Genomic DNA, 25,217 nt, shown 5'->3' with positions numbered 1-25,217 from the left:
GTTCTCCGGCCAGAAGGGCATTGAGCGTGGATGTTCTCAGTCTTATCGGCATCCTGCTGGCCTTTACCGCCATCATGGGCGGCAACCTGCTGGAGGGCGGCTCCTTTACCGCCTTGGCCAATGGCCCGGCGGCATTGATCGTGGTCGGCGGCACCCTGGGTGCCGTCCTGCTGCAGACCCGCCTGCCGGTGCTGCGGCGCGCCCTGACCATGCTGGCCTGGATATTCATGCCGCCGCGGCTGGACCTCACCGGCGGTATCCGCAAGGTGGTCAACTGGAGCAACGTGGCGCGCAAGGAAGGTCTTCTGGGGCTCGAGCCCCTGGTCGCCCGCGAAGCCGATCCCTATGCCGCCAAGGGCCTGCAGCTGCTGGTGGATGGCACCGAGCCCGAAGCCCTGCGCAGCATCCTCGAGGTGGACCTCTACGGCCAGGAAGACCGCGACATCGCCGCCGCCAAGGTCTATGAGGCCATGGGCGGCTATGCGCCCACGGTGGGCATCATCGGCGCGGTGATGGGCCTGATCCACGTCATGCAGAATCTTGCCGATCCCTCGCAACTGGGCAGCGGCATCGCCGTGGCCTTCGTGGCCACGATCTATGGTGTCGGCTTCGCCAACCTGCTGTTGCTGCCCGTCGGCAACAAGCTCAAGGCGCTGGCGCAGCAACAGTCCCGCTACCGGGAAATGCTGCTGGAAGGGCTGATGTCCATCGGCGAGGGCGAAAATCCCCGCTCCATCGAAATGAAGCTGCAAGGTTTTCTGGACTAGGAGGACGCCGCATGCCTCGTCGCCGCCGCCGTCCCGAAGAGCACGAGAACCACGAACGCTGGCTGGTCTCCTACGCGGACTTCATCACCCTGCTGTTCGCCTTCTTCGTGGTCATGTATTCCATTTCCTCGCTGAACGAAAGCAAATACAAGGTGCTCTCGGACAGCCTGTCGGGCATCTTCAGCCAGCCGGAGCGTTCGCTCAAACCCATCCCCCTCGGCGACCAGCGTCCCGCCGGCGTGACGCCGACGGTGATGGATGCCAGCGCCGCCCAGCCGGCCAAGGGTACCCCCAGCGATCCGCTGCAGCAGATCGCCGACAGTGTGCGGGCCACCTTCGGCGATCTCATCGCGGGCGATCAGCTGAACATCAAGGCCAGTGAGATGTGGCTGGAAATCGAGCTCAGCTCCAACCTGCTGTTTGCCAGCGGCGATTCCCTGCCGAGCAATCCCGCCTTCGGCCTCATGGAGAAGGTGGCCAAGATTCTGGCACCCTTCAAGAATCCGATTCAGGTCCAGGGCTACACGGACGACCGGCCGATCAGCACGGCGTTGTATCCCACCAACTGGGAGCTGTCGGCAGCCCGGGCCGCCAGTATCGTGCGCCTGCTGATCGGCAATGGTATCGCGCCGCAACGCCTGGCCGTGGTGGGCTATGGCGCCTATCAGCCGGTGGTCGACAACACCAGTGACGTCAACCGCGCCCGCAATCGGCGGGTGGTGCTGCTGATCTCGCGCAATCTCGATCTGTTCCGGCCGCAGAGTACCTTGCAAAATCCGTCGACTGGCACACAATCTGCAGCATCGCCTGGAGAACGGGCGCCCGGGGTGGCGCCTGTCAAATCTTCGTCGCCGGCCCCTACGCCGGCACCTTGACCCGGCTGGTCGTGTCGTCGGGAGGAAGTCTGCACATGAGAGTCTGGGCTGTCGCCAATCAGAAGGGTGGGGTGGGCAAGACCACCACCACCGTTGCCCTCGCCGGGTTGCTCGGCGATGAGGGCAAGCGCGTCCTGCTGGTGGATCTCGATCCCCACGGTTCCCTGACCAGCTATTTCGGTCAGGATCCGGACAGCCTCGAACACAGCGTGTTCGACCTGTTCCAGCACGGGGGTCAGGTTCCGGAAGGGCTGCCGCAGCGGCTGCTGCTGCCCACCAGCCATCCGCAGCTGTCCATGCTGCCATCCAGCACGGCCCTGGCCATCCTGGAGCGGCAGTCGCCTGGCCAGAGCGGCCTGGGGCTGGTGATCTCCAAGAGCCTGGCGCAGCTGTGGAACGACTTCGATCACGTGCTGATCGACAGTCCGCCGCTGCTCGGCGTCCTCATGGTCAATGCCCTGGCGGCCAGCCAGCATCTGGTGATTCCCACCCAGACCGAATTCCTCGCGCTCAAGGGGCTCGAACGCATGGTCAACACCCTGACCATGATCAACCGTTCGCGCAAGCAGGCGCTGCCCTACACCATAGTGCCGACCCTGTTCGACCGCCGCACCCAGGCCTCCATCGGTACGCTCAAGGTCCTGCGCAACACCTATCCGGCCCAGCTGTGGCAGGCCTTCATCCCCATCGATACCCGGCTGCGCGATGCCAGTCGCTCCGGCCAGGTGCCGTCGCGCTACGAGCTGAACAGCCGCGGCGTCATCGCCTATCGGGCGTTGCTGCGGCATCTGCTCGACGGTGCGCCCAGCAGCCAGGTCGCCTGATTCAAGTTTTCCACTCCGCCGGCCGATAGGCTGGACAACTCACTCACGTAGATCGCCATGAGCCAACCGACGTCCCTCGACAATCGTCCTCAGCGTGTCCTCCAGGGCTATCTCGATGCCCTGCTGCTGGACGCGTTCCTGGAACTGCCGACTGCCGAAGCCACGCCTGTCGTGGCGCCGGTGGTGGTGCCGGCCGCGCCGATCGCCAGCGTGAGCGAAGACGAATTCGCCGCCGCGGTACGCGAAGAACTCGAGCGGGATGCCGCACGGCAGCCGCGGGTCGTGCCGCTGGCCGCCCGGCGTCCCGCGGTCGCCCTGGCCGAGCGCGTCCTGCCCGAGGTCCTGCTGCCTGCACCCCAGCCGCTGCTCGCGCCCGAAACCGATATCGAACTGGACTGGCGCGTCCCCGAACTGGCACCGGTCGCCGAGCCGGCCCGTCCGGCGGTGGAAGGCATCGCCGTGGGTACCCCGGTGACGCAGCCGGTGGCAGCGGCTGGCGTACCGCCCAGCGCCGTGCATCTCGACGGTCGCCCGGAGTGGGGTGAAGAGCCCTTCGAATGCCTGCTGTTCGACGTCGCCGGCCTGACCCTGGCCGCGCCCCTGGTGTGCCTGGGTTCCATCTATCCGCTGGCCGACGAAGAGTTGACGCCGCTGTTCGGTCAGCCAGACTGGTTCCTGGGCCTGCTACCCTGCCAGGCAGGTAATCTGCGTGTGCTCGACGCGGCGCGCTGGGTGATGCCCGAGCGTTACCGTGACGACTATCGCGAGGGGCTGAAATTCGTGATATCGCTGCAAGGTCTGGATTGGGGCCTGGCCGTGCACGGCGTCAGCCATTCGGTACGTCTGGATCCCGCCGAGGTCAAATGGCGGAACCAGCGCGCTACCCGGCCGTGGCTGGCCGGTACGGTGATCGATCAGATGTGTGCGCTGCTGGATGTGGCGGCGCTCGCTGAACAGGTGGTGGGTGGCCGTCGCTAGGGCTGCCCGCTGCAACTAACCGGCGGGTTCGCCCGCTTCGCCGCACGTGCGGTATTTGACGAGGCTAGGGAACATGAAAAAAACGTCCGCACAGGGTTCCGAAGATCCGGTCCTGCAATGGGTCACCTTCCGCCTGGATAACGAGACCTACGGCATCAACGTGATGCAGGTCCAGGAAGTCCTGCGCTACACCGAAATCGCTCCGGTCCCGGGTGCGCCGAGCTATGTGCTGGGCATCATCAACCTGCGTGGCAACGTGGTGACGGTGATCGACACCCGTCAGCGCTTCGGTCTGCTACCCACCGAGGTCACCGACAACACCCGTATCGTCATCATCGAGGCCGACAAGCAGGTCGTTGGCATCCTGGTCGACAGCGTGGCCGAGGTGGTCTACCTGCGGCAGTCGGAGATCGAGACCGCACCGAACGTCGGCAATGACGAATCCGCCAAGTTCATCCAGGGTGTGTGCAACAAGAACGGCGAGCTGCTGATCCTGGTCGAGCTCGACAAGCTGATGACCGAAGAAGAGTGGTCGGAGCTGGAAAGCATCTGATGCTCGTCGGGCTGATCCTGCTCAGCGTCGCCCTGGGGCTGGCCTGTGCCGGCCTTGGCGGTTGCTGCTGGCTGCTCTGGCAACGCCAGCAGCAGCAGGCGGCCAAGCTGGCCGAGCGGGAGGCCCTGGTCGACAAGCGCATGCAGATCCTGCTCAAGCGCCTGGAAACCTACCAGGCCGGGCAGGTACGCATGGGTGAACAGGTGCAGGGACTGGCCAAGGTGGTGGCGCCCTTGCCCGATCGGTTGACCCAGATCGAGCAGAGCGACCCCACCAGTCTGTCGTTTTCCCAGGCTGCGCGCCTGGTGGGACTGGGCGCCAGCGCCGACGATCTCACCCAGGCCTGTGGTCTGTCCCAGGCCGAAGCCGAGCTGGTGGCCCGGCTACACCGACAGCGCCAGCAGCGTTCCGGCTAGGAGCCGCTGACGCCGCCTGCGCGGGATCGCCGCCTCAGCTGACGATCCAGTGGTAGAGCGCGATCACCACCAGCACCGCCAGCACTGGCTTGGCAATGCGATAGGCCTTGGGATGGCGCCGCTTGAATTTCTTCACGCCGCCACCGATACGATCCCCGAATCTCTTGCTGAAGGCATAGGCCTGGTTGATGCCGCCGACGCGTTCGCCTTCGACGTTCTGCGGCGCCGTGGCGCTGCCCAGGAAGCGGCTGACCGCCTGGTTGACGCGGGTCAGCAGGCGATTGCGCAGCGGCCGCTCGACGTCGCAGAAGAGGATGACCCGGGTCTGGTCGGTCTCGTTCTTCACCCAGTGCACATAGGTCTCGTCGAACATCACGTCCTCGCCGTCGCGCCAGGCATAGGGCTGGCCGTCGACATAGATGCGGCAGGCATCCGAGTTGGGCGTGGCCAGACCCAGGTGGTAGCGCAGCGAGCCGCCGAAGGGATCGCGATGGGGATTCAGGTGGCTGCCGCCCGGCAGCAGCGCGAACATGGCGCCCTTGACGTTGGGGATCTGCCGCACCAGCTCCACGGTGCGCGGGCAGAGGGTCTGGGCGGAGGGCAGCGGCTCGCCGTACCAGGTCAGGTAGAAGCGCTTCCAGCCCTTCTTGAAGAAGGAACCGAAGCCGGCATCATTGTCCTTTTCCGCCGCGCGGATGTAGCCCTCGTCGAACAGCCGCAGGGCCTCGACGCGAATCTCCTGCCAGTTGTCCTTGAGCACATCCAGCTCGGGAAAGCGGCTGCGATCCAGATAGGGCTTGGACGGCACGCTGGAGAACAGGTACATCAGGGCGTTGTACGGCGCGAACACCGCCGAGTGGTTGACCAGCTGACGCAGGAAGGGCAGGCGAGCGCGTCCGCGAAGGTGAACGAAAAGCACGCTGGCGACGAAGAGCAGGACGATCGCTAAGGTAATCATGGGCGAATTGTGATCGGCAGCGCCCGAACCAGGGGCGGATAGGTCATGACCGCATTATTTCACCCCAGAGAAAGGCTTGCACTCGGTTCGTCGGCTGCGCAGGATGGACACCCTGGCGCGCGGCCGCTTCCGAGCTGCGCCCCCTTGGATGATCTAGACGAGTCGTATCGATGAGCATGTCCCTACGCGACCAGCTGCTGAAAGCCGGATTGGTCAATGAAAAGCAGGCCAAGCAGGCCGTCAAGCAGAAGCAGAAGCAGAACCGCATGGAGCATCGCGGGCAGGCGGAAAAGGATCGCTCCCAGGAGTTGGCCGTCCAGCAGGCCCAGGCGGAAAAACTGGCCAAGGACCAGGAGCTCAATCGCGCTCAGGAAGAGAAGAAGAAGCGCAAGGCCGAGCAGGCGCAGATCAAGCAGCTGATCGAAACCAGCCGCCTGCCCAAGCTGACCACCGAGGACTACTACAACTTCGTCGACGACAAGAAGGTCAAGCGCCTGTCGGTCAACGTCATGATGAGAGACAAGCTCAGCAAGGGCAGTCTGGCCATCGTGCGCTACGAAGGCCGCTACGAGGTGGTGCCCCGGGCTACCGCCGAACGCATCCAGGAGCGCGATCCCAAGCGGGTGGTGCTGCTCAACGTGCAGAGCGGCGAGCCTGATCCGGACGATCCCTACGCCGCCTACCAGGTGCCGGACGACCTGATGTGGTGAGTGGCCTGGTCAGGCCTTCTGCCTGACCAGCATGTAGATGCGGTAGACGGCGATGCTGGGGATCAGCTGCAGGAAGCCCGACAGGGTCTGCAGCACGATCTCCGGCACCGCGGCCTCGGCGAAATGCCGGGTGATCCAGGCGTCGAGCAGCCAGGCCGGCAGGACCGTGGCCAGGATGCACGCCAGCAGGGTGAAGAAATGCCCGCGGCTCAGCCGGAAGCTGCCGCGCAGGGCGTCCAGCGGCGCCCGTCCCTCCAGGACCAGCAGGTTCTCGGCAAAGGCCAGCTTGGCCATGATCAGAAAGCCCGGCACGATCAACAGCGAAAATCCCAGCATCACCAGCCCCGAGGTCACGGCGGCGAGGACGGCGAAGCGCGGCCAGAGCAGCAGGGCGGCGCCCCATACGCCGCTCAGGCGCGGGGTGTTGCCCTGGGTGCGCGCCTCCAGAAAGATCAGCAGTGCGGCGGTGTAGAGCGGATAGCAGAGCAGACTGACCAGCATGTCCCACAGGCCGCCGTTGGCGCCGAAGCGCTCCAGCACCTGATAGCGCAGCAGGGCTTCGAGCAGCAGCCAGGGCAGGGTGAGGACGGCCAGGGGGCGCAGATTGCGGGCAAAGAAGGACAGCGAGTCGCGCAGGATATCGACAGGGTTCATGCAACGCTTCCAGACGGGCAGGGGGGCAGTCTAGCAGGGCGACCCGCTCGCTCGCAGGCGTTCGAGCATGGCCGCGGTGGAGGTGACGGTGGCGTACTCGCCGTGCAGGTTGGCCATGGCCATCGCATGGACCTCCTCGGCACTGCGGGGCCGCCCGGCGAAGTCGGTCTTGGCGAAGGTGTAGCAGGCGTCTTCGGCGACCCAGGTGGTGAAGTCCAGATTGCCGGCGCTGCGGGCCGTGGACTCCACCGAATTCTCGCTGGCCACGCCGCAGATCAGCAGCGACGCGATGCCGCGCTGATGCAGCCAGCGCTCCAGCCCGCTGTTGGCGAAGGCGTCCGGGACCTGCTTGTCGAACACCGGCTCGCCGGGCAGGGGCGCCAGGGCCGGCTGGAATTCCACGCCGGGCTGCCCTGGCCAGAACACCGAACGCGGATCGCGCGACAGGTGCCGGACATGCAGCAGGGGCGCGTGGGCCTGGCGCCAGGCCGCCAGCAGCTCGGCCAGGCGCTGCTCGGCTTCGGGGTGGTTGCGTGGGCCCAGGTGCGGGGCGCGGATGCCCTGTTGCTGGTCGATCAGGATGAGCAGGGGCGGCATGCGCAGGCCTCGCGGGCAAAGACTCAGACTCCCGCAGCGCCGGCCGGTTGTCCAGTCCTGGACGCCACCCGGAACTCCCTGGCAGGGCCGCTCTTCAGATGGGAAGGGCGCCAGTGGCCTCTGGCTGAACCTGTGCTGAATGCCTTGCGAACGCAACTTGAAAAGCAACCGCTGCGCCTTTATCTGGCATAACAGTGCGCAGCCTTGCGCCTTTCGACATCCAGGCCGTTCCTCGGGGAAGGCCGCCAGTAGACCGTCTGCGGGAGGGTCATCATGCAACGCGAAGAAAGCCAGCTGATCGAAGGTCTGTTCGACCGTCTCAAGACCACGGAAGCCCAGACCGCGCCCCGTGACCGGGAAGCCGAGGCGCTGATCCAGCAGCGCCTGCGCGAGCAGCCCGCGGCACCCTACTACATGGCCCAGGCGATGCTGATCCAGGAAGCCGCCATCAAGCGGCTGGACCAGCGCGTCCGCGAACTGGAAAGCCAGATGGCCCAGGTCCAGCAGAATCGCCCGAGCAGCGGTGGCTTCCTGTCCAGCCTCTTCGGTGGCGGTAGCAGCCAGCCAGCGGGCGGTCAGGCAGCGGCCAACGCGGCGCCGTCGCGTGGCTGGAATGATCCGGGTCCGGCGGCGTCGCGGCCCGCCAATCCGGGGTATGCCCAGCCCAATCCAGGGTATGCCCAGCCCAATCCCGGCTATGGCGCACCCCAGGCAGCGCCCTCGCGCATGGGCGGTTTCATGGGCGGTGCGCTGCAGACGGCGGCCGGGGTAGCCGGTGGCGTGCTGGCGGCTCAGGCGATTTCGGGCCTGTTCCACCATTCGCAACCCGAGGAGATCGTCAACGTCATCAATGAGACCCCGGCTGCCGACCAGGGCCTGGCCGATGCCGGCTCCCAGGGAGGCTGGGCGGACAACGCCAGCTACGACAATGGCGGCGGATTCCAGGACGCCGGTGGCTATCAGGATAACGGGGGCTTCCAGGACGCTGCCGACTATGGCGATACCGGCGGCGGTGGCGGCTTCTTCGACGACAGTGGCGACGACGACTCCTTCATCTGACGGGGCGTCGCTCCGCCAGCCCTGGTGCCGCGAGGCGCCGGGGCTTTTTTCTGCGTGCCGTCAGCCGGGCAGGAGCGGCAGGGGGCGCTCGAAGGGCGTCGACAGCACCACCACGGTACGGCTCATGCCGAACTGGTTCAGCTGATCGATGAGGCTCTCCAGTTTACCCATGTCGCGTACGGCGACGCGCAGCATCAGGCAGTCTTCACCCGTGACCCGGTGGCAGGCGAGCAGCTGGGGCAGGGCCTCCAGCTTCTTCAATACCGGGCCCTGACTGGTGCTGTGCAGGCGCAGGGAGATCAGGCATTCGGTGCCATAGCCCAGGGCGCGGCGATCGATACGGGCGCCATAGCCGGTGATGATCCCGGCGTCTTCCAGCTTGGCGATGCGCTCGGCGATGGCTGGCGCGGAGAGTCCCAGCCGGCGACCCAGGTCCGCGTAGCTGGCGCGGCCCTCCACCAGCAGCAGGTCGATGAGACGGCGATCGATATGGTCCATGTCCGTTCCCCTGCCTTCGAATCGAAGGTCTTTGCTCCTAAAGTCTGCTGAATCAAAGCCTGATCGGCCCTTTATCCCCTGACTGTATCTTAGCCGTCCCGGCGTGCGCTCCTACAATGGCTGCCTGACCCCTCAGGAATCCCTCGCGCATGGACACCTCCGCCTCGCCCTGCCTCGCGCCGCGCCTACCTCGCTGGCTGCCCCTGCTGGCGGCCTTTTTCGCGCTCTATGTGGTCTGGGGTTCCACCTATCTGGTGATCCGCATCGGCGTGGCCCACTGGCCACCGCTGCTGATGGCGGGGCTGAGGTTCCTGATCGCCGGAAGCCTGCTGCTGGGCTGGCTGCGCCTGCGCGGAACCCCCTGGCCGACGGCGCGCGAGACCGCCGCGGCCGCGGTGATCGGCATCCTGCTGCTGGGTATCGGCAACGGCGGCGTGACCCTCGCCGAGCACTGGGGCGTGACCTCCGGCATCGCGGCCTTGTCGATCGCCACGGTGCCGCTGTTCACCCTGCTGTTCGGCCTGCTCTGGGGACAGCGCAATACCCTGCTGGAATGGGCCGGCATCGCCCTGGGTCTGGTGGGGATAGCCCTGCTCAACCTGGGCGATACCATGAGCGCCACGCCCCTGGGTGCGGCGGTGATCCTGCTCGCCGCGGCGGCCTGGGCCTTCGGCTCGATCTGGAGTCGCTACCTGCCGTTGCCACGGGGAGCCATGGCCAGCGCCGTGGAGATGCTGGTGGCCGGTGCGGCGCTGCTCGGCGCCAGCTACCTCAGCGGTGAGCGCCTGCAGCACTGGCCGGCTCTGGGCGGCTGGCTGGCCTTGGGCTATCTGGTGGTGTTCGGCTCCCTGATCGCCTTCAGCGCCTATCTCTATCTGCTGGGGCGGGTACGACCGGCGGCCGCTACCAGCTATGCCTACGTCAATCCGGTGGTGGCGGTGCTGCTGGGCACCCTGTTCGTCGGTGAACGGATCGGGCCGGCGGAGATGCTGGCCATGCTGGTCATCGTCGGCGCCGTGGTGCTGATTGGGCTGCCGCAGTGGCGACGGCGCTGAGAGCCTGATCAAAGTCTGCTGCGCGTCGGCCAAACTGCGTTGAAAATGGCCTGGAAGGCCAGCCCCGTCGGAATGCTCATTTACCGCTCGTAAACTCCGCTTCCTCAGCCATTTTCGCCTTGCTTGGCTCTAGCTCGCGAGACGTTGAACAGGCTCGGAGGGCAGGCTAGGCTGGCGCGTCATCCAAGCGGAGTCCGCCATGAGCCAAGCAGTCACCCCCGCCTTTGCCGAAGAGCCGCTGGAGGCCAACGAGATCCGCGTTCTCGGCAGCCTCATCGAAAAGCAGCTGACCACGCCGGAAAGCTATCCCCTGACCCTCAATGCGCTGGTGCTGGCCTGCAACCAGAAGACCAGTCGCGAGCCGGTGCTCAATCTGACCCCGGGCGAGGTGGGACAGGGGCTGCGGCGCCTGGAAGAACGCGGTCTGGCGCGCCTGGTGATGGGTAGTCGGGCGGATCGCTGGGAACAGCGGCTGGACAAGGCCCTGGAGCTTCCGCCACCCCAGTCGGTGCTCTGCGCGCTGCTGTTCCTGCGCGGACCCCAGACCCTGGGGGAATTGCTGGCCCGCAGCGGCCGGATGCATGCCTTCGACGACACCGAGCAGGTGCGTCACCACCTGGAGCGGCTGATCGCCCGTGGCCTGGCCACCGGTCTGGGGCGGCAACCCGGCCAGCGCGAAGAGCGCTATCTGCATCTGTTCGGCAACGCCGCGGAACGCGATGCCCAGGTCGCGCAACTGGGTAGCGCCGCCGAAGCCAGTGCGTCCGCGGGTGGGCGAGAAGGACGGCTGGAGGCGCTGGAAGCCCGGCTCGCCGCGCTCGAAGAGCGGCTGGCGCGCCTGGAGGAAGGCGCTCAGCGCGGATAGAGCGGCGGCAGGGTGTCGTGCACGGCCGCGGGCGTCAGCGGCGGCAGGGCATTGATCGCCTGCCACAGCGTCTCGCCCTGCCAGCGCTGACCGGCTTCGCTGTAGAGCGCGCCGTTGAGGTCATCAAGGGCCGCGGCCAGGGGTTCGAAGCGCGCGCCCATGGCCGCCAGGGTCTCCGGCTGCTGTCGTGCCCAGGCGTCCAGGGCGTGGCGGGTCGCGTGGGGGTCGTTGCTCTGACAGGCGCGGCGCAGCTCTTCGCGCTGCAGGCGGCTGTCGAGATCGGGCACCGTCGGCAGGACCGCCGGCTGCCGGCGGGCGCGCCACCAGAGGCCGAAGCCGAGCAGGGTGGTCAGGGCGAAAAAGGCCGTGGCCAGCTGCCAGCGCCAGAGGCCGCGGTCATTGCCGCTTATCTTGGCCGCGGCGGTCGCCACCGGCTGCAGCGTCGGATCCTCGGCGACCACCAGGGTCTGGGCGGGCAGGGTGGCGCGTTCGAGGGTGTCGGTCTCGGTGTTCCACCAGACCACCTCCACCGGCGGCAGGACCTTGTCCCCCGTGGAGGTGGGAATCAGGGCGACACGCTCTTCGCGTTGCCCGACCAGCCCACGCGCCTGGGTCTGCATGGACAGCCGCGGCTGTTCGGCATAGCGCTTCACCCCCTCGGTCTCGGGCAGCACCAGTGGGGGCAGCTGGCCAGGCGCCAGGCCTTCGGCACGCACCTGCAGGGTGCGGGTCAGGGCACTGCCTTCGCGGGCCTCTGCCGGGGCGGGATTCCATTGCTGCGTCAGGGTCAGGTTGCGCGCCGGCACCCAGGGCGTCTGTGGCGGATAGCTGGCGGGCTGTGGCAGGACTTCGAGGGTCAGGGCCGGCGTGCGCAGCTGGATCGGCTGGCCGGCCCTGGAGCTGTCGTCGAGACCGCCGGCCAGGGTGGCGCTGAAGGTCTGGGGCGGCAATACCAGGGTGCCGCTCTGCAACGGATGGATGGCGTAGCGCCACTCGATCACGCCATGGCGTACGCCCTCGACGTCACGTTCGTAGACCTGCGGCGTACCGAGCAGATCCACCCGCGCCTCGCTGGGATTGGGCGGGGTGAGCACATGATCGTCATAGAGCGCCACGGCGTGGTAGAGGCGAATGGTCAGGATGGTTTCCGCCTGCACATAGAGCCGGGTGCGCTCCACCGAGGCTTCCAGATAGACCGGCTCACGGGCCTGGCGTTTGGCGGCGCTGGCCTCCACGGTGACGGTCAGCGGCTGGCTGCGGGCGCCGTCGAGGGTCAGGGCGGGAATGGTCAGGGCACCGCTGGCCTTGGGTTGCAGGGTGACGTTCCAGCGGGTGGTCACCCGCTCGCCGGGCGGCAGGCTGTTCTGGCGGACCCCGAGCACCCGGAAGTCCTGCTCCAGCGGGCCGAGATCGGGCTTGCCGAACTGCGCTGGATCGGTGGTTTCGAGAATGAGTTCGAGCGTCTCGTTCTGGCTGAGCTGAGTGCGCTCCAGGCGGGCGCTGAGGTCCGCCGCCTGCACCAGGGGCGCGAGCAGCGCGAGGGGCAGCAGCAAGGGATAGGCCTTCATTGCAGCGCGTTCTCCTCGCGTTGTTGTTGCTGGTACCAGAACTTGCGGCGCAGCAGCTCGGCCGGGTTGTCGGGAATCTCGCGCAGCCACTGTTCGGCGGCCTGACGCTGTTCCTCCGCCAGGGGATCTTCGGCGTAGGACGGACTGACGAGCCAGTCCGCGCCGGCCTGGGTCTGCTGCTGCGGGCTGGCCGCAGCGGCCGCGGTGGACGGCGGGGTACTGCTGGCCGGCTCGTCCGCCTGGGCGCTGCTCTGACTGGCGCTCTGGGCCTGGCGACTGCGGGCGGCGGCCTCGGCCTGGGCCGCGGCACGCTGGGCGAGCAGTCGTTCGAGGCGGTTGCGATTGCGCAGGGCGGGGGTCAGATCCGGACGCAGCACCAGCGCCGCCCGGTAGGCGCGCAGGGCCTCGTCCAGGCGTCCGGCCATGGCCAGGGCATTGCCGCGATTGTAGTGGCCGTCCGCCGAGGGATCCCGGGCGAAGGCCGCGGCGGCGCCGCTGAAGTCGCCGGCGCGATAGAGCGCCACGCCGCGCCAGCGCTCGTCGGTAAAGAGGTCGGCGGCCGCGCCAGCCTGGTCGTCGGCCAGCAGCTGCAGGGCCTGCTGGTCGCGGCGCAGCCAGAGATCGTCCCAGCTGCCAGCCTGCGCCGGGGGCGGCGTCAGCAAGAGGCAGAAGGGCAGGCACAGCAGCCAGCCGCGGCGTGCGCCACAGGCGACCAGGACCAGCAGGGGCAGGAGCAGCAGGTAACCCTGGTCGCGCCAGTCGGAAGGTCCCTGACCCTCGCTGGCCCGCACATCGTCGGGTCGCTCCAGCAGACCGAGGCGACGCAGGTCGCTGTCATCGCGTTGCAGGCGCTGATAGCGGCCACCCAGCTCGCGGGCGACGTCCTGCAGGCGGCCTTCGGCCAGGCGGGCGATGCGGATGCCGCCGGCGGCGTCGCTCAGGTAGTTGCCGGTCTCGGCGGCCACCGGGGCGCCCTGGGGCGTACCCGGGCCGAGGATCGCCAGCTGGCGCAGCCGACCCTGCAGCTGGCGCTCGAGGCCCAGCCGCTCGCGGTCGTCCAGGTCGCTGGCGATGAGCAGTAGCCGGGCGCTGGCACTGGGCGCCGGACCGAGCAGCTCCAGGGCCTGGGCGATACCCAGGTCGGCGCGCTGGCCGGGCACCGGCATGATCGACGGCCGCAACGCCTTGAGCAGGTTGTCCATGGTCGGCAGGTCGTCGGTCAGGGGCACCAGGGTATGGGCGCTGCCGGCATAGACGACGATGGCGGTCTCGCCGTCCTGGCGCGCCTTGAGCAGGTCCTGCAGCTTGCGCTGCACGGCCAGCAGGCGATTGGGGGTGACGTCGGTGGCGAGCAGATCGGGCGTCAGCGCCAAGACCACCACCAGCGGATCGTTGCGCCGAAAGTTCTGCGCTTCGCCCTGCTGCCAGCTGGGACCGGCCAGGGCCAGACAGGCCAGCACCCCGGCCAGCCCCAGCAGCACCAGCCCGAGGGGCGAGCGCTGGCGATCGCTGTCGCTGAGCAGCCAGGGTTGCAGCGCCGGGGGCAGCAGCGCCTGCCAGCGCCCGTGGCGATGCCGGCGCCGACGCAGCGAGCCGATCACCAGGGCGACCGGCACCAGGGCCAGCAGCCACCAGGGACGCAGGAGCAGCGGCAGCCAGTCGCTCATCGGGCCTTGCCTCCACGCTGCCAGCGTGTCGGCCACGGCAGGCGGCTGAGCGCCAAGGCCAAGCCGAGCAGCAGTGCCCCGGCCAGCGGCCAGGCATAGAGTTCGCGGGTGGGGCGGGCCTGGTCCGGTTGCTGGCGGATGGGTTCGAGACGATCGAGCTGGCGTGACACGGCGGCCAGCTCGGTACTGGATCTCACCCGGAAATAGGCGCCGTTGGTGACCTCGGCGAGGTGGCGCAGCATGGGTTCGTCGAGATCGCTGGGCGTCGCGCCGGCGCCCAGGGTGTCCGGATCGGCGCCGATGCCCAGGGTATAGACGCGGACCCGCTCGCTGGCCGCCAGGCTGGCCGCCACCTCGGGCGTCACCACGCCGCCGTTGCTGGCGCCGTCGGTGACCAGGATCAGGGTGCGACTGTTGTCCGGGCGCTTGCGCAGGTGCTTGACCGCCAGGCCCACGGCGTCGCCCACCGCGGTGTTGCGCCCGGCCAGGCCGATCTGGGCTTCTTCCAGGAGCGCATGCACGGTGCGCCGGTCGGCGGTCAGCGGTGCCTGCAGATAGGCCTGGGAACCGAACAGGATCAGGCCGACGCGATCGCCCTGGCGACTGTCGATGAAGCGGCCGAGCAGTTGCTTGACCAGGCTCAGGCGGCTGACGTTCTCGTCGCCCAGTTGCATGTCCGGGGTGTCCATCGAGCCGGAGACATCCACCGCCAGCAACAGATCGCGCCCGCTCACGTCCAGCGGCTGGGGTGGCCCCACCCACTGCGGACGCGCCGCGGCGGCCAGGATCAGCAGCCAGCCCAGCAGAAAGGGCAGCAGACGGCGGGCGCCGCTCAGGCCGCCGGTGTGGCGGGTGCGCCCACCCAGGTGTTCGAGTTCAGCGAGGAATTCCACCCGCAGGGCGGCCTGGCCGCTGTCGGCCGCCGGCAGGAGCACGCGCAGCGCCCAGGGCAGCGGCAGCAGCAGCCACAACCAGGGCCAGGCGAATTCAAACATGCTTGCGGATCCAGGTGGCGACGGCATCCTGCAGGCCATCGATGGCGCGGTCATCCAGCCGGCAATCCGGGCGATAGCCGCCGTCGACCAGGATCATGTAGCGCGTCAGGCCGGCCGCCGGACAGCGCGAATCGAGAAAGGCCAGCCAGTCGCGGCCGCTCAGGGTCTGGCTGAGCTGATCCGGATAGCTGGCGCGGCAGAGGCGCTTGAGCAGGGCGTTGAGCGCCTGCAACCAGGGTCCGGCCGGCGCGCCATAGGGGCGCGGCAGGCGGGCCAGTTCGGCCAGGGCGGTGGTGCGCAGATCCTCTTCGGTGGTCGCCTCGGCGAGGGGCGCGCTGACCAGCGGCCGCCGGCCATGGCGATGGCGCAGAAAGAAGCCCAGCGCCACCACTACCAGCAGCAACAGCCACCAGCCCGGCGCCGGTGGCCAGAGGGTCGGCTCCGGCGGCAACCGCAGCGGCTCCAGATTCGGCAGGCCGGGGGTCACGAGGTGTACCCCGGACGGTGCTGGCGTAGGAGGTGCCGCAACTGCTCGACCAGGTCGTCCGCCGTGGACAGCGGCAGCAGCGGAATGCCCAGGCGCAGGCTGAGTTCGGTCCAGCGTTCGCGGCGCTGCGCGGCCTGCTCGGCGTAGCCCTGGCGCACGTCGGCGCGGTCGGTGTCCAGTTCCACTTCCGCCGGACCGCTGGTGAAGCGCAGCAGGCCGGCCTGGGGCAGTTCGTGATCCAGCGGATCGGAAAGCGGCAGCAGGACCAGGTCGCTGTGCCGCGAAAGCAGCGTGAGGTGCTGCTCGGTGGCCACGTCCAGGCTGCGCTCGTCGCAGATCACCAGGGCCAGGCTGCCGGGACGCAGCACCTCGCGGGCGCGGCGCAGGACCTGGTTGAAGGTGATGCGCGGCACCTGGGCCAGGGCCGGATCCTGCAGCGCCCGATTGGCGTTGATCAGGTGATCGAAGAAACGCAGCAGATTCTGCTTGCTGCGCCTTGGCCGTACCTCGTGCAGGCGTTCGCCGCCAAAGATCATGCCGCCGATGCGGTCGTTGTGCTCCAGCACCGCCCAGCCGATCAGCGCGGCCAGGCGCCCGGCCAGTACTGACTTGAATTGCTGGCGGGTGCCGAAGAAGGTGCGCGGACTCTGCTCCAGCAGGAGATAGACCGGTCGCTCGCGTTCTTCGTGGAACAGCTTGGTATGGGGCTCGCGGGTGCGGGCGGTGACGCGCCAGTCGATGGCGCGCACGTCATCGCCGGGCTGGTAGGCGCGCACCTGGTCGAAGTCCACGCCGCGCCCGCGCAGGCGCGAGTGGTGCAGGCCGATCAGCGGACTGCGCCGTCCGGCGGCGGAAAACAGCTGCACCTCGACCACCCGGTGGCGCATCTCGATGAGCTCGGCCAGGCCCAGGGTCACGCCGTTGCGCTCGGCCATCTCAGGCCACGGCCACCAGATCGAGGATGCGCTGCACCACCCGGTCGTGGTCGATGCCGGCGGCTTCCGCCTCGAAGGACAGGATGATGCGGTGGCGCAGGACATCGAAGACCACCGCCTGGATATCCTCCGGGCTGACGAAATCCCGCCCGGCCAGCCAGGCGTGGGCGCGGGCGCAGCGATCCAGGGCGATGGAACCGCGCGGACTGGCGCCGTAGGTGATCCAGTGCGCCAGGTCCTGGTCGAAGCGCCCCGGGGTGCGGGTCGCCATGATCAGCTGGACCAGGTATTCCTCCACGGCGTCGGCCATGTACAGCCCGAGCACCTCGCGGCGGGCCGCGTTGATGGCCGCCTGGGTGACGCGCTCGGTCGGCAGGGTCTCGCCGTCCAGGGCTTCGCCACGGGCCTGGGCGAGGATGCGGCGTTCCACCGAGGCGTCGGGGTAGCCGATCTTGACGTGCATCAGGAAGCGGTCGAGCTGGGCCTCGGGCAGGGGATAGGTGCCTTCCTGCTCGATGGGATTCTGGGTGGCCATCACCAGGAAGAGGTCGGGCAGGGCATAGGAGGTGCGACCGATGCTCACCTGGCGTTCGGCCATGGCTTCCAGCAGCGCGGATTGCACCTTGGCCGGCGCCCGGTTGATTTCGTCGGCCAGCACCAGGTTGTGGAAGATCGGCCCCTGCTGGAAGGAGAAGGTCGCCGTGTCGGGACGATAGATCTCGGTGCCGGTGATGTCGGCCGGCAGCAGGTCGGGGGTGAACTGGATGCGGTGGAAATCCGCTTCCAGGCCTTCCGCCAGGTCCTTGATGGCCTTGGTCTTGGCCAGCCCGGGGGCGCCTTCCACCAGCAGGTGACCGTCCGCCAGCACTGCGATGAGCAGGCGCTCCACCAGGGTTTCCTGGCCAAGGATCTGGCTGGTGAGGTAGGTGCGAAGCACCTGCAGAGCGTCACGGTGAGCCATGGGGCATCCTGAATACGGCGCTGGAGCGGTCGAGGGTGCTGGATTTTACTGCAAGCGGCGGCTGCCGCCCATGCCTGCGCTGACGTCGCATCCAGAGCAGTCCTTGACGAAATTTTGACGAGCTCCTGCTCAGGCTGGGCGCTGGTCGGCGCGGCAGAGGTCTCGCTTCGCCCACGTCGCGGAGGCCAGGACTGGCGCGATCGCGCCGGATGGTTAAACTCCCACGCCTGCCGACCGCGCCCGAGGCCTCTGCGTGGCCGATCCCGAGCCGCTGGCCACGCGCCGCGAATCCCTGCTGCTTTTGACAAGGTGTTTTCATGTCGCAAACGGAAGTCCCCCACACCCCGCGCGCCGCTCGCATCCGCCCGGTGCCGACGCTGGGCAGCCACCTCAGCTTCGTGCTGGGTTGCGCCCTGGCGCTGATGGTCATGTTCACCCTGCTGCGCTTGGCGCTGCTGGGCTACAACACCGATCTGATCGGCGACTCGCCCTTCGCCACCTTTGCCGAGGCCTTCTTCAACGGCGCCCGCTTCGACCTGCGCCTGGTGGTCTATATCTGCGTGCCTTCGCTGCTCTGCCTGCTCAGCGCCAGAGCCATGGCCGCCCGCCGCCTGCAGGCCGGCTGGTTCACCCTGGCCGCCAGCCTCTGTCTGCTGCTGGGCGTCGGCGAGCTGAATTTCTACCGCGAATTCCACCAGCGCCTGAACAGCCTGGTGTTCCAGTACATGCAGGAAGACCTGCACACCGTCACCAGCATGATCTGGAACGGCTTTCCGGTGCTGCGGCTGCTCCTGGCCTGGGCGGTGGCGACCCTGCTGCTGGGCCTGGTGTTCTTTGGCGTGGAGCGAGCCACCCGCCGGTATGCCGCGGCGCGGCCGGCCGCCTGGTATCGCCGGGGCGCGGTGTTCCTGCTCTGCCTGGTGGTGGCCGTCATCGCCGCCCGCGGCACCCTGAGATCCGGGCCGCCGCTGCGCTGGGGCGACGCCTACACCACCGATTCCATGTTCGCCAACCACCTCGGTCTGAACGGCACCCTGACCCTGATCAATGCCGCCGAGAACAGCTTCTCCGACCATCGCGACAACAGCTGGAAGGCCACCATGCCGGCCGCCGACGCCCTGGCGGTGACCCGGCAACTGCTGCTGACCCCGCGTGACGAGCTGATCGACGCCGACAAGGCCGCCATCCGCCGGATCTACACCCCGCCCACCGACGGCCAGTTGCCCAAGGTGCGCAACGTCGTGGTGATCCTCATGGAAAGCATGGCCGGTCGCTACATCGGCGCCCTCGGCAACGAAGACGGCATCACCCCCAACTTCGACGCCCTGGCCAAGCAGGGCACGCTGTTCACCCGCTTCTTCTCCAACGGCACCCATACCCACCAGGGCATGTTCGCCACCATGGCCTGCTTCCCCAACCTGCCGGCCTTCGAGTACCTGATGCGCATGCCCGAGGGCGCGCACCAGTTCTCCGGTCTGCCGCAACTGCTCAGCACTCGTGGCTTCGACGACGTCTACGTCTACAACGGCAACTTCCAGTGGGACAACCAGTCCGGCTTCTTCAGCAACCAGGGCATGACCCGCTTCGTCGGCCGCGAGGACTTCGTGAATCCGGTGTTCATGGATCCGACCTGGGGCGTCTCCGACCAGGACATGTTCGACCGCTCGGTGCAGGAGCTGGACAAGCTGGCCAAGGCGCCGGACGGCAAGCCCTTCTATGCGCTGCTGCAGACCCTGTCCAACCACACCCCCTATGCGCTGCCCAAGGACCTGCCGGTCACCCCGGTCACCGGTCACGGCTCGCTCGACGAACACCTCACCGCCATGCGCTACGCCGACTGGTCGCTGGGTCAGTTCTTCGCCAAGGTCAAGAACGAGCCCTGGTACCAGGACACCCTGTTCGTCATCGTCGGTGACCACGGCTTCGGCAACAACGAGCAGATCACCGAGATGGACCTGTCGCGCTTCAACGTACCGCTCCTGCTGATCGGTCCGGGCGTGCAGGAAACCTTTGGCGCCCGTCGCGACACCGTGGGTAGCCAGATCGACGTGGTGCCCACGGTGCTGGCCCGCTTCGGCAAGCCGACCCAGCACCAGTGCTGGGGCCGTGATCTGCTGGGTCTGCCCCAGGGCGATCCGGGCGTGGCGGTGATCAAGCCGTCGGGCAGCGACCAGACCGTGGCCCTGGTCACGGGCGATCGCATCCTGGTCAAGCCGCGCGACCGCGACGCCGTGCTCTATCGCTATCACCTGGGCACCCAGGCCGGTGGCGAGGTGCTCAAGGGCGACGCCAGCGCGCCCGAGCTGCAGAAGCGCCTGGAGGCCTTCATCCAGACCGCGACCGCCAGCCTGCTGGGTAATACCACCGGCATGACCGACAGCAAGGCCGCCGAGGCTCAGCGGCAGTAGTCTCGTCGTCCATGAAAAAGGCCGCCCGAGGGCGGCCTTTCTTTTTTGCCGGCAGCGATCAGGCCGCGATGACCACGTCTTCGGCCTGCAGGCCCTTGTCGCGCTGGATCACCGAGAATTCAACACGCTGGCCTTCCATCAGCACCCGATGACCTTCGCCACGGATCGCGCGGAAGTGCACGAAGATGTCGTCGCCGGTGTCGCGGGAGATGAAGCCGAAGCCCTTGGAGGTGTTGAACCACTTCACCGTGCCGCGCTCGCGGTCATCGGCCAGCGGACGGGCCGGAGCGGCGGCGGCAGGGGCGGGACGCGCCGCCTGACGCGGACGAACCTCGCTGTCGGCCACCGCGGCGTTGCCCGCCGGGGCACGAAACTTTTCCGGCAGGCTGGCCAGGGCGGCGACCAGGGTCAGCCCCAGCGGCAGCAATTCGGCCGGCAGGCCGCCGATCTGCTCGAGGGGCGCCAGCAGGATAAAGGTCTGGGCCACCACGGCGATCACCAGCAGGGCGCTGGCGAGTTTCTGGGCACCGCTGCTGCGGCTGCGGGAGAAAGGCGTGAAGAGGAGGGTGGCAAGACCCAGCAGGGCCAGATGGATGGACTCGGGTTGATCGAGGGACGAGGTGTCGGACTGCAGTCCGGGAATTGCCGATAACAGGAGCGCGGCAGCGCCCACCACGACATGGACAGTAGATAACGTGTTCAATGTGAAATCACCTTGGGATAGAGAACACGGGTCTGCCGAAACTGCCGGAGCGGTGCCCGACAGCGGAGTGACCCGGCGCGAAAAGCGCGTCCTTATTTAACCCAAAAGGTGAGGGCCGCTCAATCGTGGCACCGTCGCGGGCCGCGGCCCGCGACGGCAGCCGGAGCTAGGCGGCGAGCAGGCTGCGCAGCATCCAGGCGGTCTTCTCGTGGGTCTGCATGCGCTGGGTCAGCAGATCGGCGGTGGGCTCGTCGCTGACCTTGTCCAGCAACGGGAAGATGCCCCGCGCGGTCCGCACCACGGCTTCCTGACCCTGCACCAGCAGGCGGATCATGTCCTGGGCGTCCGGCACCCCTTCCTCTTCCTTGATGCTCGACAGGCGGGCATAGGCGGCGTAGGTACCCGGCGCCGGGAAGCCCAGGGCGCGGATGCGCTCGGCGATGTCGTCCACCGCCACGGCCAGCTCGGTGTACTGGGTCTCGAACATCAGGTGCAGGGTGTTGAACATCGGCCCGGTCACGTTCCAGTGGAAGTTATGGGTCTTCAGATACAGGGTGTAGGTGTCGGCCAGGAGGCGCGACAGGCCCTCGGCGATCTGGGCACGATCCTGTTCGGCGATTCCGATGTTGATTTCCATGCTGACGGCTCCTGTGCGTCGGTTGCGAAGGGCTCCGAGGCTATCACAGAACCGCTGGCCGTTTAGCCAGTGTTCGCACGTCGAGCTGCGTGCCCGGCTACGGTAAAATCGTGACGGATGATATAGAATCTCCCGTTCAGTCGAGCGCCCGGTCTTGCCGGCCCGGCGCCTCCACGCATTCAGCCTGTTCTAGAGAAGCGAAACCACGACCATGATGCGCAGCCACTATTGCGGCCAGTTGAACGAGAGCCTGGACGGCCAGGAAATCACCCTCTGCGGTTGGGTCCACCGCCGCCGTGACCACGGCGGGGTCATCTTCCTCGACATCCGCGATCGCGAAGGCCTGGCCCAGGTGGTGTTCGATCCGGATCGCGCCGAAACCTTCGCCAAGGCCGACCGCGTGCGCAGCGAGTACGTCGTCAAGCTCACCGGCAAGGTGCGCCTGCGTCCCGAAGGCGCGCGCAACGCCAACATGGCCTCCGGCGCCATCGAGGTGCTGGGCTACGAGCTGGAAGTGCTCAACGAGGCGGAAACCCCGCCGTTCCCGCTCAACGAATACACCGATGTCGGCGAAGAGACCCGCCTGCGCTATCGCTTCATCGATCTGCGCCGTCCGGAGATGGCCGAGAAGCTGAAGCTGCGTTCGCGCATCACCTCCAGCATCCGCCGCTACCTGGACGAGAACGGTTTCCTCGACGTGGAAACCCCGATCCTGACCCGGGCCACCCCCGAGGGTGCCCGCGACTACCTGGTGCCCAGCCGCACCCACCCCGGCAGCTTCTTCGCGCTGCCGCAGTCGCCCCAGCTGTTCAAGCAGTTGCTGATGGTCGCCGGCTTCGATCGCTACTACCAGATCGCCAAGTGCTTCCGCGACGAAGACCTGCGGGCCGACCGCCAGCCGGAATTCACCCAGATCGACATCGAGACCAGCTTCCTCGATGAAAAAGACATCATGGACATCACCGAGACCATGGTGCGCAACCTGTTCAAGGAAGTCTTGGACGTCGAGTTCGGTACGCTTCCGCACATGACCCTGGCCGAGGCCATGCGTCGCTTCGGTTCCGACAAGCCGGACCTGCGCATCCCGCTGGAACTGGTGGACGTGGAAGACCAGCTCAAGGACGTCGACTTCAAGGTCTTCGCCGGTCCGGCCAACGATCCCAAGTGCCGCGTCGCCGCCCTGCGCGTACCGGGCGGGGCGAGCATGCCGCGCAAGCAGATCGACGACTACACCAAGTTCGTCGGCATCTACGGCGCCAAGGGGCTGGCCTACATCAAGGTCAACGAGCGCGCCGCCGGCGTCGAGGGCCTGCAGTCGCCCATCGTCAAGAACATCCCCCTGGACAACATCAACGTCATCCTCGACCGCGTCGGCGCGGTGGATGGCGACATCGTGTTCTTTGGCGCGGACAAGACCAAGATCGTTTCCGAGGCCCTGGGCGCGCTGCGCATCAAGCTCGGTCACGACCTCAATCTGCTGACCTGCCAGTGGGCGCCGCTGTGGGTGGTCGACTTCCCGATGTTCGAGGAAAACGACGATGGCAGCCTGACCGCCATGCACCACCCCTTCACCTCGCCCAAGTGCGGCCCGGACGAGCTCAAGGCCAACCCGGGTGCGGCGCTGTCGCGCGCCTACGACATGGTGCTCAACGGCACCGAGCTGGGCGGCGGTTCCATCCGCATCCACGACAAGAAGATGCAGCAGGCGGTGTTCGAGGTGCTGGGGATCAGCGCTGAGGAACAGGAAGAGAAGTTCGGCTTCCTGCTGGACGCCCTGAAGTTCGGCGCGCCACCCCATGGCGGCCTGGCCTTCGGCCTGGATCGCCTGGTGATGCTGATGACCGGCGCCTCGTCCATTCGTGAAGTCATCGCCTTCCCGAAGACCCAGAGCGCCGCCGACGTCATGACCCAGGCGCCCGGCGCCGTCGACGCCAAGGCGCTGCGCGAGCTGCACATCCGCCTGCGCGAGCAGCCCAAGGCGGAATAAGCCTTATCGGAGGAGGGCGCCCGGACGGGTGCCCGCCGTTTCCCTTTTCAGTGCGCCGCGGTCATCGCCGCGGCGCCGTCTTCGTCAAGACATTGGAGTAGCTTATGGCCGGTCATTCCAAATGGGCCAACATCAAGCATCGCAAAGAGCGTCAGGATGCCAAGAAGGGCAAGATCTTCACCAAGATCATCCGTGAGCTGACCGTGGCCGCGCGCCAGGGTGGCGGCGTTCCGGCCGACAACCCCCGCCTGCGCCTGGCGGTGGACAAGGCGCTGACCGCCAACATGACCCGCGACACCATCGACCGGGCCATCGCCCGGGGCGTGGGCGCCGGCGAAGGCGAGAACGTCGAGGAACTGACCTATGAAGGCTACGCCCCGAGCGGCGTCGCCATCATCGTCGAGGCCATGACCGACAACCGCAACCGCACCGCGGCCGAAGTCCGCCACGCCTTCAACAAGTGCGGTGGCAACCTGGGCACCGACGGTTCGGTGGCCTATCTGTTCGAGCGCAAGGGCCAGATCAGCTACGCCCCCGGCCTGGACGAGGACGCCCTGATGGAAGCCGCCCTGGAAGCGGGTGCCGACGACGTGGTCGCCAACGACGATGGCTCCATCGACGTCTTCACCAGCTTCGCCGACTTCATCGCCGTCAATGAAGCCCTGACCGCCGCCGGCTACAAGGCCGACGAAGCCGAGGTGACCATGATCCCCTCGACCTCCGCGACCCTGGATCTGGAAACCGCGCAGAAGGTGCTCAAGCTGATCGACATGCTCGAAGACCTGGACGACGTGCAGAACGTCTACTCCAACGCCGACATCCCCGAGGATGTCATGGCGCAGCTCGGCTGATGTCCCTCTACGAGCGCCTGCCGCCCGATGCGCCCGGTACCCTGGTGCTGGGCATCGACCCGGGTTCGCGGCTGACCGGCTTCGGCGTGGTGCGCGACACCGGGCGCGGCTGCGAGTACGTCGCTTCCGGCTGCATCCGGACCGGTAACGGTCCGTTGCCGGAGCGGCTGCAGATCGTCTATCGCGGCGTGCGCGACGTCATCGCCCAGTACGGGCCGGTCACCATGGGCATCGAGCAGGTGTTCATGGCGCGCAACGCCGATTCGGCGCTCAAGCTGGGTCAGGCTCGGGGAGCGGCCATCGTCGCCGGCGCCGAAGGTGGTCTGGAGATTTCCGAATACACCGCGAGTCAGGTCAAGCAGGCCGTGGTCGGCAACGGTGGGGCGGACAAGCAGCAGGTGATGCTGATGGTCATGCACCTGCTGCGCCTGACCGAGAAACCCCAGATCGACGCCTCCGACGCCCTGGCCATCGCCCTGTGCCATGCCCACACCCGGCAGAGCCTGGTTCCCCATGGCCTGCTGGCGACCCGCCGCCGTGGCGGTCGCCTGCGTCTCTAGCGCCATCCGCTCTCTCATCTCGCTCCAACGTTAGGAAGGTATCCCAGTGATCGGTCGTCTACGTGGCACCCTGGCGGAAAAGCAGCCGCCCCATCTCCTGCTCGACGTGGGCGGAGTCGGCTACGAGGTCGAAGTGCCCATGACGACCCTTTATCGGCTGCCGGCCCAGGGCGAAGTCGTCACATTGCATACCCACCTCGTGGTACGGGAAGATGCGCACCTGCTCTATGGGTTCGGGGAAAAACGCGAGCGAGAGCTGTTTCGCGAGCTGATCCGACTCAATGGTGTCGGCCCCAAGCTGGCCCTGGCGTTGATGTCCAGTCTCGAGGTGGATGAATTGGTTCGCTGTGTGCAAGCCCAGGACACGGCCGCCCTGGTCAAGGTGCCCGGGGTGGGCAAGAAGACCGCCGAGCGTCTGCTGGTCGAGCTCAAGGACAGGTTCAAGGCCTGGGAAAATCTGCCCGCCATCGCCCCCCTGGTCCTGCCGAACCAGGCCGCCGTCGCGGCCAGCGCCGAGGCCGACGCGGTCAGCGCCCTGGTCGCCCTGGGCTTCAAGCCCCAGGAAGCCAGCCGCGCCGTCGCCGCCGTGGAAGGGGAAGACCTTTCCAGCGAGGAACTCATCCGTCGCGCCCTGAAGGGCATGGTCTGA

At 67.5% G+C, this 25,217-nt stretch carries 27 protein-coding genes and 1 pseudogene; 15 read left to right on the top strand and 13 right to left on the bottom strand.

Annotation, left to right across the window (positions count from 1 at the left end):
* Nucleotides 1-26: 26 nt before the first annotated feature.
* From OXS31_RS14100 to OXS31_RS14075, 6 genes are all read left to right on the top strand, one after another.
* On the top strand, nucleotides 27-767 hold the full coding sequence (locus OXS31_RS14100; protein ID WP_108581215.1) for a flagellar motor protein: 741 nt from the start codon (nucleotides 27-29) through the stop codon (nucleotides 765-767).
* Between the two features lie 11 nt (nucleotides 768-778).
* Nucleotides 779-1,642, top strand: a complete 864-nt coding sequence (gene motD, locus OXS31_RS14095) for a flagellar motor protein MotD (protein ID WP_077172427.1) — start codon at nucleotides 779-781, stop codon at nucleotides 1,640-1,642.
* Nucleotides 1,643-1,677: 35 nt separating this feature from the next.
* The gene (locus OXS31_RS14090; protein WP_267399699.1) at nucleotides 1,678-2,466 is read left to right on the top strand and encodes a ParA family protein; all 789 of its coding nucleotides are present in this window, start codon (nucleotides 1,678-1,680) and stop codon (nucleotides 2,464-2,466) included.
* 57 nt (nucleotides 2,467-2,523) lie between these two features.
* On the top strand, nucleotides 2,524-3,444 hold the full coding sequence (locus OXS31_RS14085) for a chemotaxis protein CheW (protein ID WP_027601695.1): 921 nt from the start codon (nucleotides 2,524-2,526) through the stop codon (nucleotides 3,442-3,444).
* Between the two features lie 73 nt (nucleotides 3,445-3,517).
* Nucleotides 3,518-3,997 carry a chemotaxis protein CheW gene (locus tag OXS31_RS14080; RefSeq protein ID WP_007160357.1) on the top strand — a complete coding sequence of 160 codons (480 nt, stop codon included), beginning with the start codon at nucleotides 3,518-3,520 and terminating at the stop codon, nucleotides 3,995-3,997.
* Complete coding sequence (locus OXS31_RS14075) at nucleotides 3,997-4,413, top strand: DUF2802 domain-containing protein (protein ID WP_007160356.1); 417 nt, start codon at nucleotides 3,997-3,999, stop codon at nucleotides 4,411-4,413. Before OXS31_RS14080 ends, OXS31_RS14075 begins: the two co-directional genes overlap by 1 nt.
* Nucleotides 4,414-4,447: 34 nt before the next feature.
* Here OXS31_RS14075 and OXS31_RS14070 read toward each other — a convergent pair whose 3' ends face one another.
* Nucleotides 4,448-5,371, bottom strand: a complete 924-nt coding sequence (locus tag OXS31_RS14070; RefSeq protein WP_115946553.1) for an aspartyl/asparaginyl beta-hydroxylase domain-containing protein — start codon at nucleotides 5,369-5,371, stop codon at nucleotides 4,448-4,450.
* 170 nt (nucleotides 5,372-5,541) lie between these two features.
* Between OXS31_RS14070 and OXS31_RS14065 the strand changes: the two genes are divergently transcribed.
* Nucleotides 5,542-6,081, top strand: a complete 540-nt coding sequence (locus OXS31_RS14065; RefSeq protein WP_007160354.1) for a DUF2058 domain-containing protein — start codon at nucleotides 5,542-5,544, stop codon at nucleotides 6,079-6,081.
* A 9-nt stretch (nucleotides 6,082-6,090) separates the two neighbouring features.
* Here the strand turns inward: OXS31_RS14065 and OXS31_RS14060 are convergent, their stop codons facing one another.
* Together OXS31_RS14060 and OXS31_RS14055 are read right to left on the bottom strand one after the other, a co-directional pair.
* Nucleotides 6,091-6,735, bottom strand: coding sequence for a YciC family protein (locus OXS31_RS14060; RefSeq protein ID WP_027597960.1), 645 nt, complete (start codon nucleotides 6,733-6,735; stop codon nucleotides 6,091-6,093).
* A 30-nt stretch (nucleotides 6,736-6,765) separates the two neighbouring features.
* Nucleotides 6,766-7,332: a cysteine hydrolase family protein gene (locus tag OXS31_RS14055; protein ID WP_042133016.1), complete on the bottom strand. Its 567-nt coding sequence runs from the start codon at nucleotides 7,330-7,332 to the stop codon at nucleotides 6,766-6,768.
* Nucleotides 7,333-7,605: 273 nt separating this feature from the next.
* Between OXS31_RS14055 and OXS31_RS14050 the strand changes: the two genes are divergently transcribed.
* Nucleotides 7,606-8,391 carry a DUF2076 domain-containing protein gene (locus tag OXS31_RS14050; protein WP_042133018.1) on the top strand — a complete coding sequence of 262 codons (786 nt, stop codon included), beginning with the start codon at nucleotides 7,606-7,608 and terminating at the stop codon, nucleotides 8,389-8,391.
* A 60-nt stretch (nucleotides 8,392-8,451) separates the two neighbouring features.
* Here the strand turns inward: OXS31_RS14050 and OXS31_RS14045 are convergent, their stop codons facing one another.
* Nucleotides 8,452-8,889, bottom strand: coding sequence for an Lrp/AsnC family transcriptional regulator (locus OXS31_RS14045; RefSeq protein ID WP_267399689.1), 438 nt, complete (start codon nucleotides 8,887-8,889; stop codon nucleotides 8,452-8,454).
* Between the two features lie 149 nt (nucleotides 8,890-9,038).
* Between OXS31_RS14045 and yedA the strand changes: the two genes are divergently transcribed.
* Both yedA and OXS31_RS14035 read left to right on the top strand, forming a co-directional pair.
* Nucleotides 9,039-9,944 (top strand): drug/metabolite exporter YedA, encoded by a 906-nt coding sequence (yedA, locus tag OXS31_RS14040; protein ID WP_044340904.1) that lies wholly within the window; start codon nucleotides 9,039-9,041, stop codon nucleotides 9,942-9,944.
* Nucleotides 9,945-10,143: 199 nt separating this feature from the next.
* Complete coding sequence (locus OXS31_RS14035) at nucleotides 10,144-10,809, top strand: DUF480 domain-containing protein (protein ID WP_058791644.1); 666 nt, start codon at nucleotides 10,144-10,146, stop codon at nucleotides 10,807-10,809.
* Here OXS31_RS14035 and OXS31_RS14030 read toward each other — a convergent pair.
* The 6 genes from OXS31_RS14030 to OXS31_RS14005 are packed head-to-tail and all read right to left on the bottom strand — an operon-like array spanning nucleotide 10,797 to nucleotide 17,422.
* Nucleotides 10,797-12,377, bottom strand: a complete 1,581-nt coding sequence (locus OXS31_RS14030; protein WP_144948949.1) for a BatD family protein — start codon at nucleotides 12,375-12,377, stop codon at nucleotides 10,797-10,799. The genes OXS31_RS14035 and OXS31_RS14030 overlap by 13 nt on opposite strands.
* Nucleotides 12,374-14,044, bottom strand: coding sequence for a tetratricopeptide repeat protein (locus tag OXS31_RS14025; protein ID WP_267399683.1), 1,671 nt, complete (start codon nucleotides 14,042-14,044; stop codon nucleotides 12,374-12,376). The genes OXS31_RS14030 and OXS31_RS14025 overlap by 4 nt, the downstream gene beginning before the upstream one ends.
* Nucleotides 14,041-15,039 carry a VWA domain-containing protein gene (locus tag OXS31_RS14020; RefSeq protein WP_144953005.1) on the bottom strand — a complete coding sequence of 333 codons (999 nt, stop codon included), beginning with the start codon at nucleotides 15,037-15,039 and terminating at the stop codon, nucleotides 14,041-14,043. The genes OXS31_RS14025 and OXS31_RS14020 overlap by 4 nt, the downstream gene beginning before the upstream one ends.
* The gene (locus OXS31_RS14015; protein WP_007160344.1) at nucleotides 15,032-15,526 is read right to left on the bottom strand and encodes a DUF4381 domain-containing protein; all 495 of its coding nucleotides are present in this window, start codon (nucleotides 15,524-15,526) and stop codon (nucleotides 15,032-15,034) included. Before OXS31_RS14015 ends, OXS31_RS14020 begins: the two co-directional genes overlap by 8 nt.
* Nucleotides 15,523-16,461, bottom strand: coding sequence for a DUF58 domain-containing protein (locus tag OXS31_RS14010; protein ID WP_007160343.1), 939 nt, complete (start codon nucleotides 16,459-16,461; stop codon nucleotides 15,523-15,525). The genes OXS31_RS14015 and OXS31_RS14010 overlap by 4 nt, the downstream gene beginning before the upstream one ends.
* A 1-nt stretch (nucleotide 16,462) precedes the next feature.
* Nucleotides 16,463-17,422 carry a MoxR family ATPase gene (locus OXS31_RS14005; protein ID WP_007160342.1) on the bottom strand — a complete coding sequence of 320 codons (960 nt, stop codon included), beginning with the start codon at nucleotides 17,420-17,422 and terminating at the stop codon, nucleotides 16,463-16,465.
* Between the two features lie 317 nt (nucleotides 17,423-17,739).
* Here OXS31_RS14005 and OXS31_RS14000 point away from each other — a divergent pair, with 317 nt between their 5' ends.
* The gene (locus OXS31_RS14000; RefSeq protein WP_027597950.1) at nucleotides 17,740-19,830 is read left to right on the top strand and encodes an LTA synthase family protein; all 2,091 of its coding nucleotides are present in this window, start codon (nucleotides 17,740-17,742) and stop codon (nucleotides 19,828-19,830) included.
* A 58-nt stretch (nucleotides 19,831-19,888) separates the two neighbouring features.
* On the opposite strand, the gene OXS31_RS13995 is transcribed toward OXS31_RS14000, so the two are convergent.
* The 3 genes and pseudogenes from OXS31_RS13995 to OXS31_RS13990 form a co-directional block, all read right to left on the bottom strand.
* Complete coding sequence (locus OXS31_RS13995) at nucleotides 19,889-20,104, bottom strand: cold-shock protein (RefSeq protein WP_160923550.1); 216 nt, start codon at nucleotides 20,102-20,104, stop codon at nucleotides 19,889-19,891.
* 120 nt (nucleotides 20,105-20,224) lie between these two features.
* Nucleotides 20,225-20,533 (bottom strand): annotated as a pseudogene (locus tag OXS31_RS23455) (cold shock domain-containing protein membrane protein); the annotation flags it as partial.
* 166 nt (nucleotides 20,534-20,699) lie between these two features.
* Complete coding sequence (locus OXS31_RS13990) at nucleotides 20,700-21,170, bottom strand: Dps family protein (RefSeq protein ID WP_007160339.1); 471 nt, start codon at nucleotides 21,168-21,170, stop codon at nucleotides 20,700-20,702.
* A 211-nt stretch (nucleotides 21,171-21,381) separates the two neighbouring features.
* Here OXS31_RS13990 and aspS point away from each other — a divergent pair, with 211 nt between their 5' ends.
* The 4 genes from aspS (at nucleotide 21,382) to ruvA (ending at nucleotide 25,217) form a co-directional block, all read left to right on the top strand.
* Nucleotides 21,382-23,157 carry an aspartate--tRNA ligase gene (gene aspS / locus OXS31_RS13985; RefSeq protein WP_058791639.1) on the top strand — a complete coding sequence of 592 codons (1,776 nt, stop codon included), beginning with the start codon at nucleotides 21,382-21,384 and terminating at the stop codon, nucleotides 23,155-23,157.
* Between the two features lie 104 nt (nucleotides 23,158-23,261).
* Nucleotides 23,262-24,008 (top strand): YebC/PmpR family DNA-binding transcriptional regulator, encoded by a 747-nt coding sequence (locus tag OXS31_RS13980; protein WP_007160337.1) that lies wholly within the window; start codon nucleotides 23,262-23,264, stop codon nucleotides 24,006-24,008.
* A complete protein-coding gene (ruvC, locus tag OXS31_RS13975; RefSeq protein ID WP_007160336.1) occupies nucleotides 24,008-24,568 on the top strand; it encodes a crossover junction endodeoxyribonuclease RuvC in 561 nt (186 codons plus the stop codon). The genes OXS31_RS13980 and ruvC overlap by 1 nt, the downstream gene beginning before the upstream one ends.
* A 46-nt stretch (nucleotides 24,569-24,614) precedes the next feature.
* Nucleotides 24,615-25,217 (top strand): Holliday junction branch migration protein RuvA, encoded by a 603-nt coding sequence (ruvA, locus tag OXS31_RS13970; protein ID WP_007160335.1) that lies wholly within the window; start codon nucleotides 24,615-24,617, stop codon nucleotides 25,215-25,217.

It is taken from the genome of Pseudomonas sp. GM_Psu_1 (genome assembly GCF_026544185.1).
Lineage (GTDB): Bacteria > Pseudomonadota > Gammaproteobacteria > Pseudomonadales > Pseudomonadaceae > Chryseomonas > Chryseomonas oryzihabitans.
The sequence above is the reverse complement of the archived record's forward strand: the minus strand, read 5'-3'. Positions and strand labels throughout refer to the sequence as shown.

Coding starts and splice junctions, on each gene's coding strand:
- motD (WP_077172427.1), top strand. CDS start 779: ATGCCTCGTCGCCGCCGCCGTCCCGAAGAGCACGAGAACCACGAACGC.
- OXS31_RS14090 (WP_267399699.1), top strand. CDS start 1,678: ATGAGAGTCTGGGCTGTCGCCAATCAGAAGGGTGGGGTGGGCAAGACC.
- OXS31_RS14085 (WP_027601695.1), top strand. CDS start 2,524: ATGAGCCAACCGACGTCCCTCGACAATCGTCCTCAGCGTGTCCTCCAG.
- OXS31_RS14080 (WP_007160357.1), top strand. CDS start 3,518: ATGAAAAAAACGTCCGCACAGGGTTCCGAAGATCCGGTCCTGCAATGG.
- OXS31_RS14075 (WP_007160356.1), top strand. CDS start 3,997: ATGCTCGTCGGGCTGATCCTGCTCAGCGTCGCCCTGGGGCTGGCCTGT.
- OXS31_RS14070 (WP_115946553.1), bottom strand. CDS start 5,371: ATGATTACCTTAGCGATCGTCCTGCTCTTCGTCGCCAGCGTGCTTTTC.
- OXS31_RS14065 (WP_007160354.1), top strand. CDS start 5,542: ATGAGCATGTCCCTACGCGACCAGCTGCTGAAAGCCGGATTGGTCAAT.
- OXS31_RS14060 (WP_027597960.1), bottom strand. CDS start 6,735: ATGAACCCTGTCGATATCCTGCGCGACTCGCTGTCCTTCTTTGCCCGC.
- OXS31_RS14055 (WP_042133016.1), bottom strand. CDS start 7,332: ATGCCGCCCCTGCTCATCCTGATCGACCAGCAACAGGGCATCCGCGCC.
- OXS31_RS14050 (WP_042133018.1), top strand. CDS start 7,606: ATGCAACGCGAAGAAAGCCAGCTGATCGAAGGTCTGTTCGACCGTCTC.
- OXS31_RS14045 (WP_267399689.1), bottom strand. CDS start 8,889: ATGGACCATATCGATCGCCGTCTCATCGACCTGCTGCTGGTGGAGGGC.
- yedA (WP_044340904.1), top strand. CDS start 9,039: ATGGACACCTCCGCCTCGCCCTGCCTCGCGCCGCGCCTACCTCGCTGG.
- OXS31_RS14035 (WP_058791644.1), top strand. CDS start 10,144: ATGAGCCAAGCAGTCACCCCCGCCTTTGCCGAAGAGCCGCTGGAGGCC.
- OXS31_RS14030 (WP_144948949.1), bottom strand. CDS start 12,377: ATGAAGGCCTATCCCTTGCTGCTGCCCCTCGCGCTGCTCGCGCCCCTG.
- OXS31_RS14025 (WP_267399683.1), bottom strand. CDS start 14,044: ATGAGCGACTGGCTGCCGCTGCTCCTGCGTCCCTGGTGGCTGCTGGCC.
- OXS31_RS14020 (WP_144953005.1), bottom strand. CDS start 15,039: ATGTTTGAATTCGCCTGGCCCTGGTTGTGGCTGCTGCTGCCGCTGCCC.
- OXS31_RS14010 (WP_007160343.1), bottom strand. CDS start 16,461: ATGGCCGAGCGCAACGGCGTGACCCTGGGCCTGGCCGAGCTCATCGAG.
- OXS31_RS14005 (WP_007160342.1), bottom strand. CDS start 17,422: ATGGCTCACCGTGACGCTCTGCAGGTGCTTCGCACCTACCTCACCAGC.
- OXS31_RS14000 (WP_027597950.1), top strand. CDS start 17,740: ATGTCGCAAACGGAAGTCCCCCACACCCCGCGCGCCGCTCGCATCCGC.
- OXS31_RS13990 (WP_007160339.1), bottom strand. CDS start 21,170: ATGGAAATCAACATCGGAATCGCCGAACAGGATCGTGCCCAGATCGCC.
- aspS (WP_058791639.1), top strand. CDS start 21,382: ATGATGCGCAGCCACTATTGCGGCCAGTTGAACGAGAGCCTGGACGGC.
- OXS31_RS13980 (WP_007160337.1), top strand. CDS start 23,262: ATGGCCGGTCATTCCAAATGGGCCAACATCAAGCATCGCAAAGAGCGT.
- ruvC (WP_007160336.1), top strand. CDS start 24,008: ATGTCCCTCTACGAGCGCCTGCCGCCCGATGCGCCCGGTACCCTGGTG.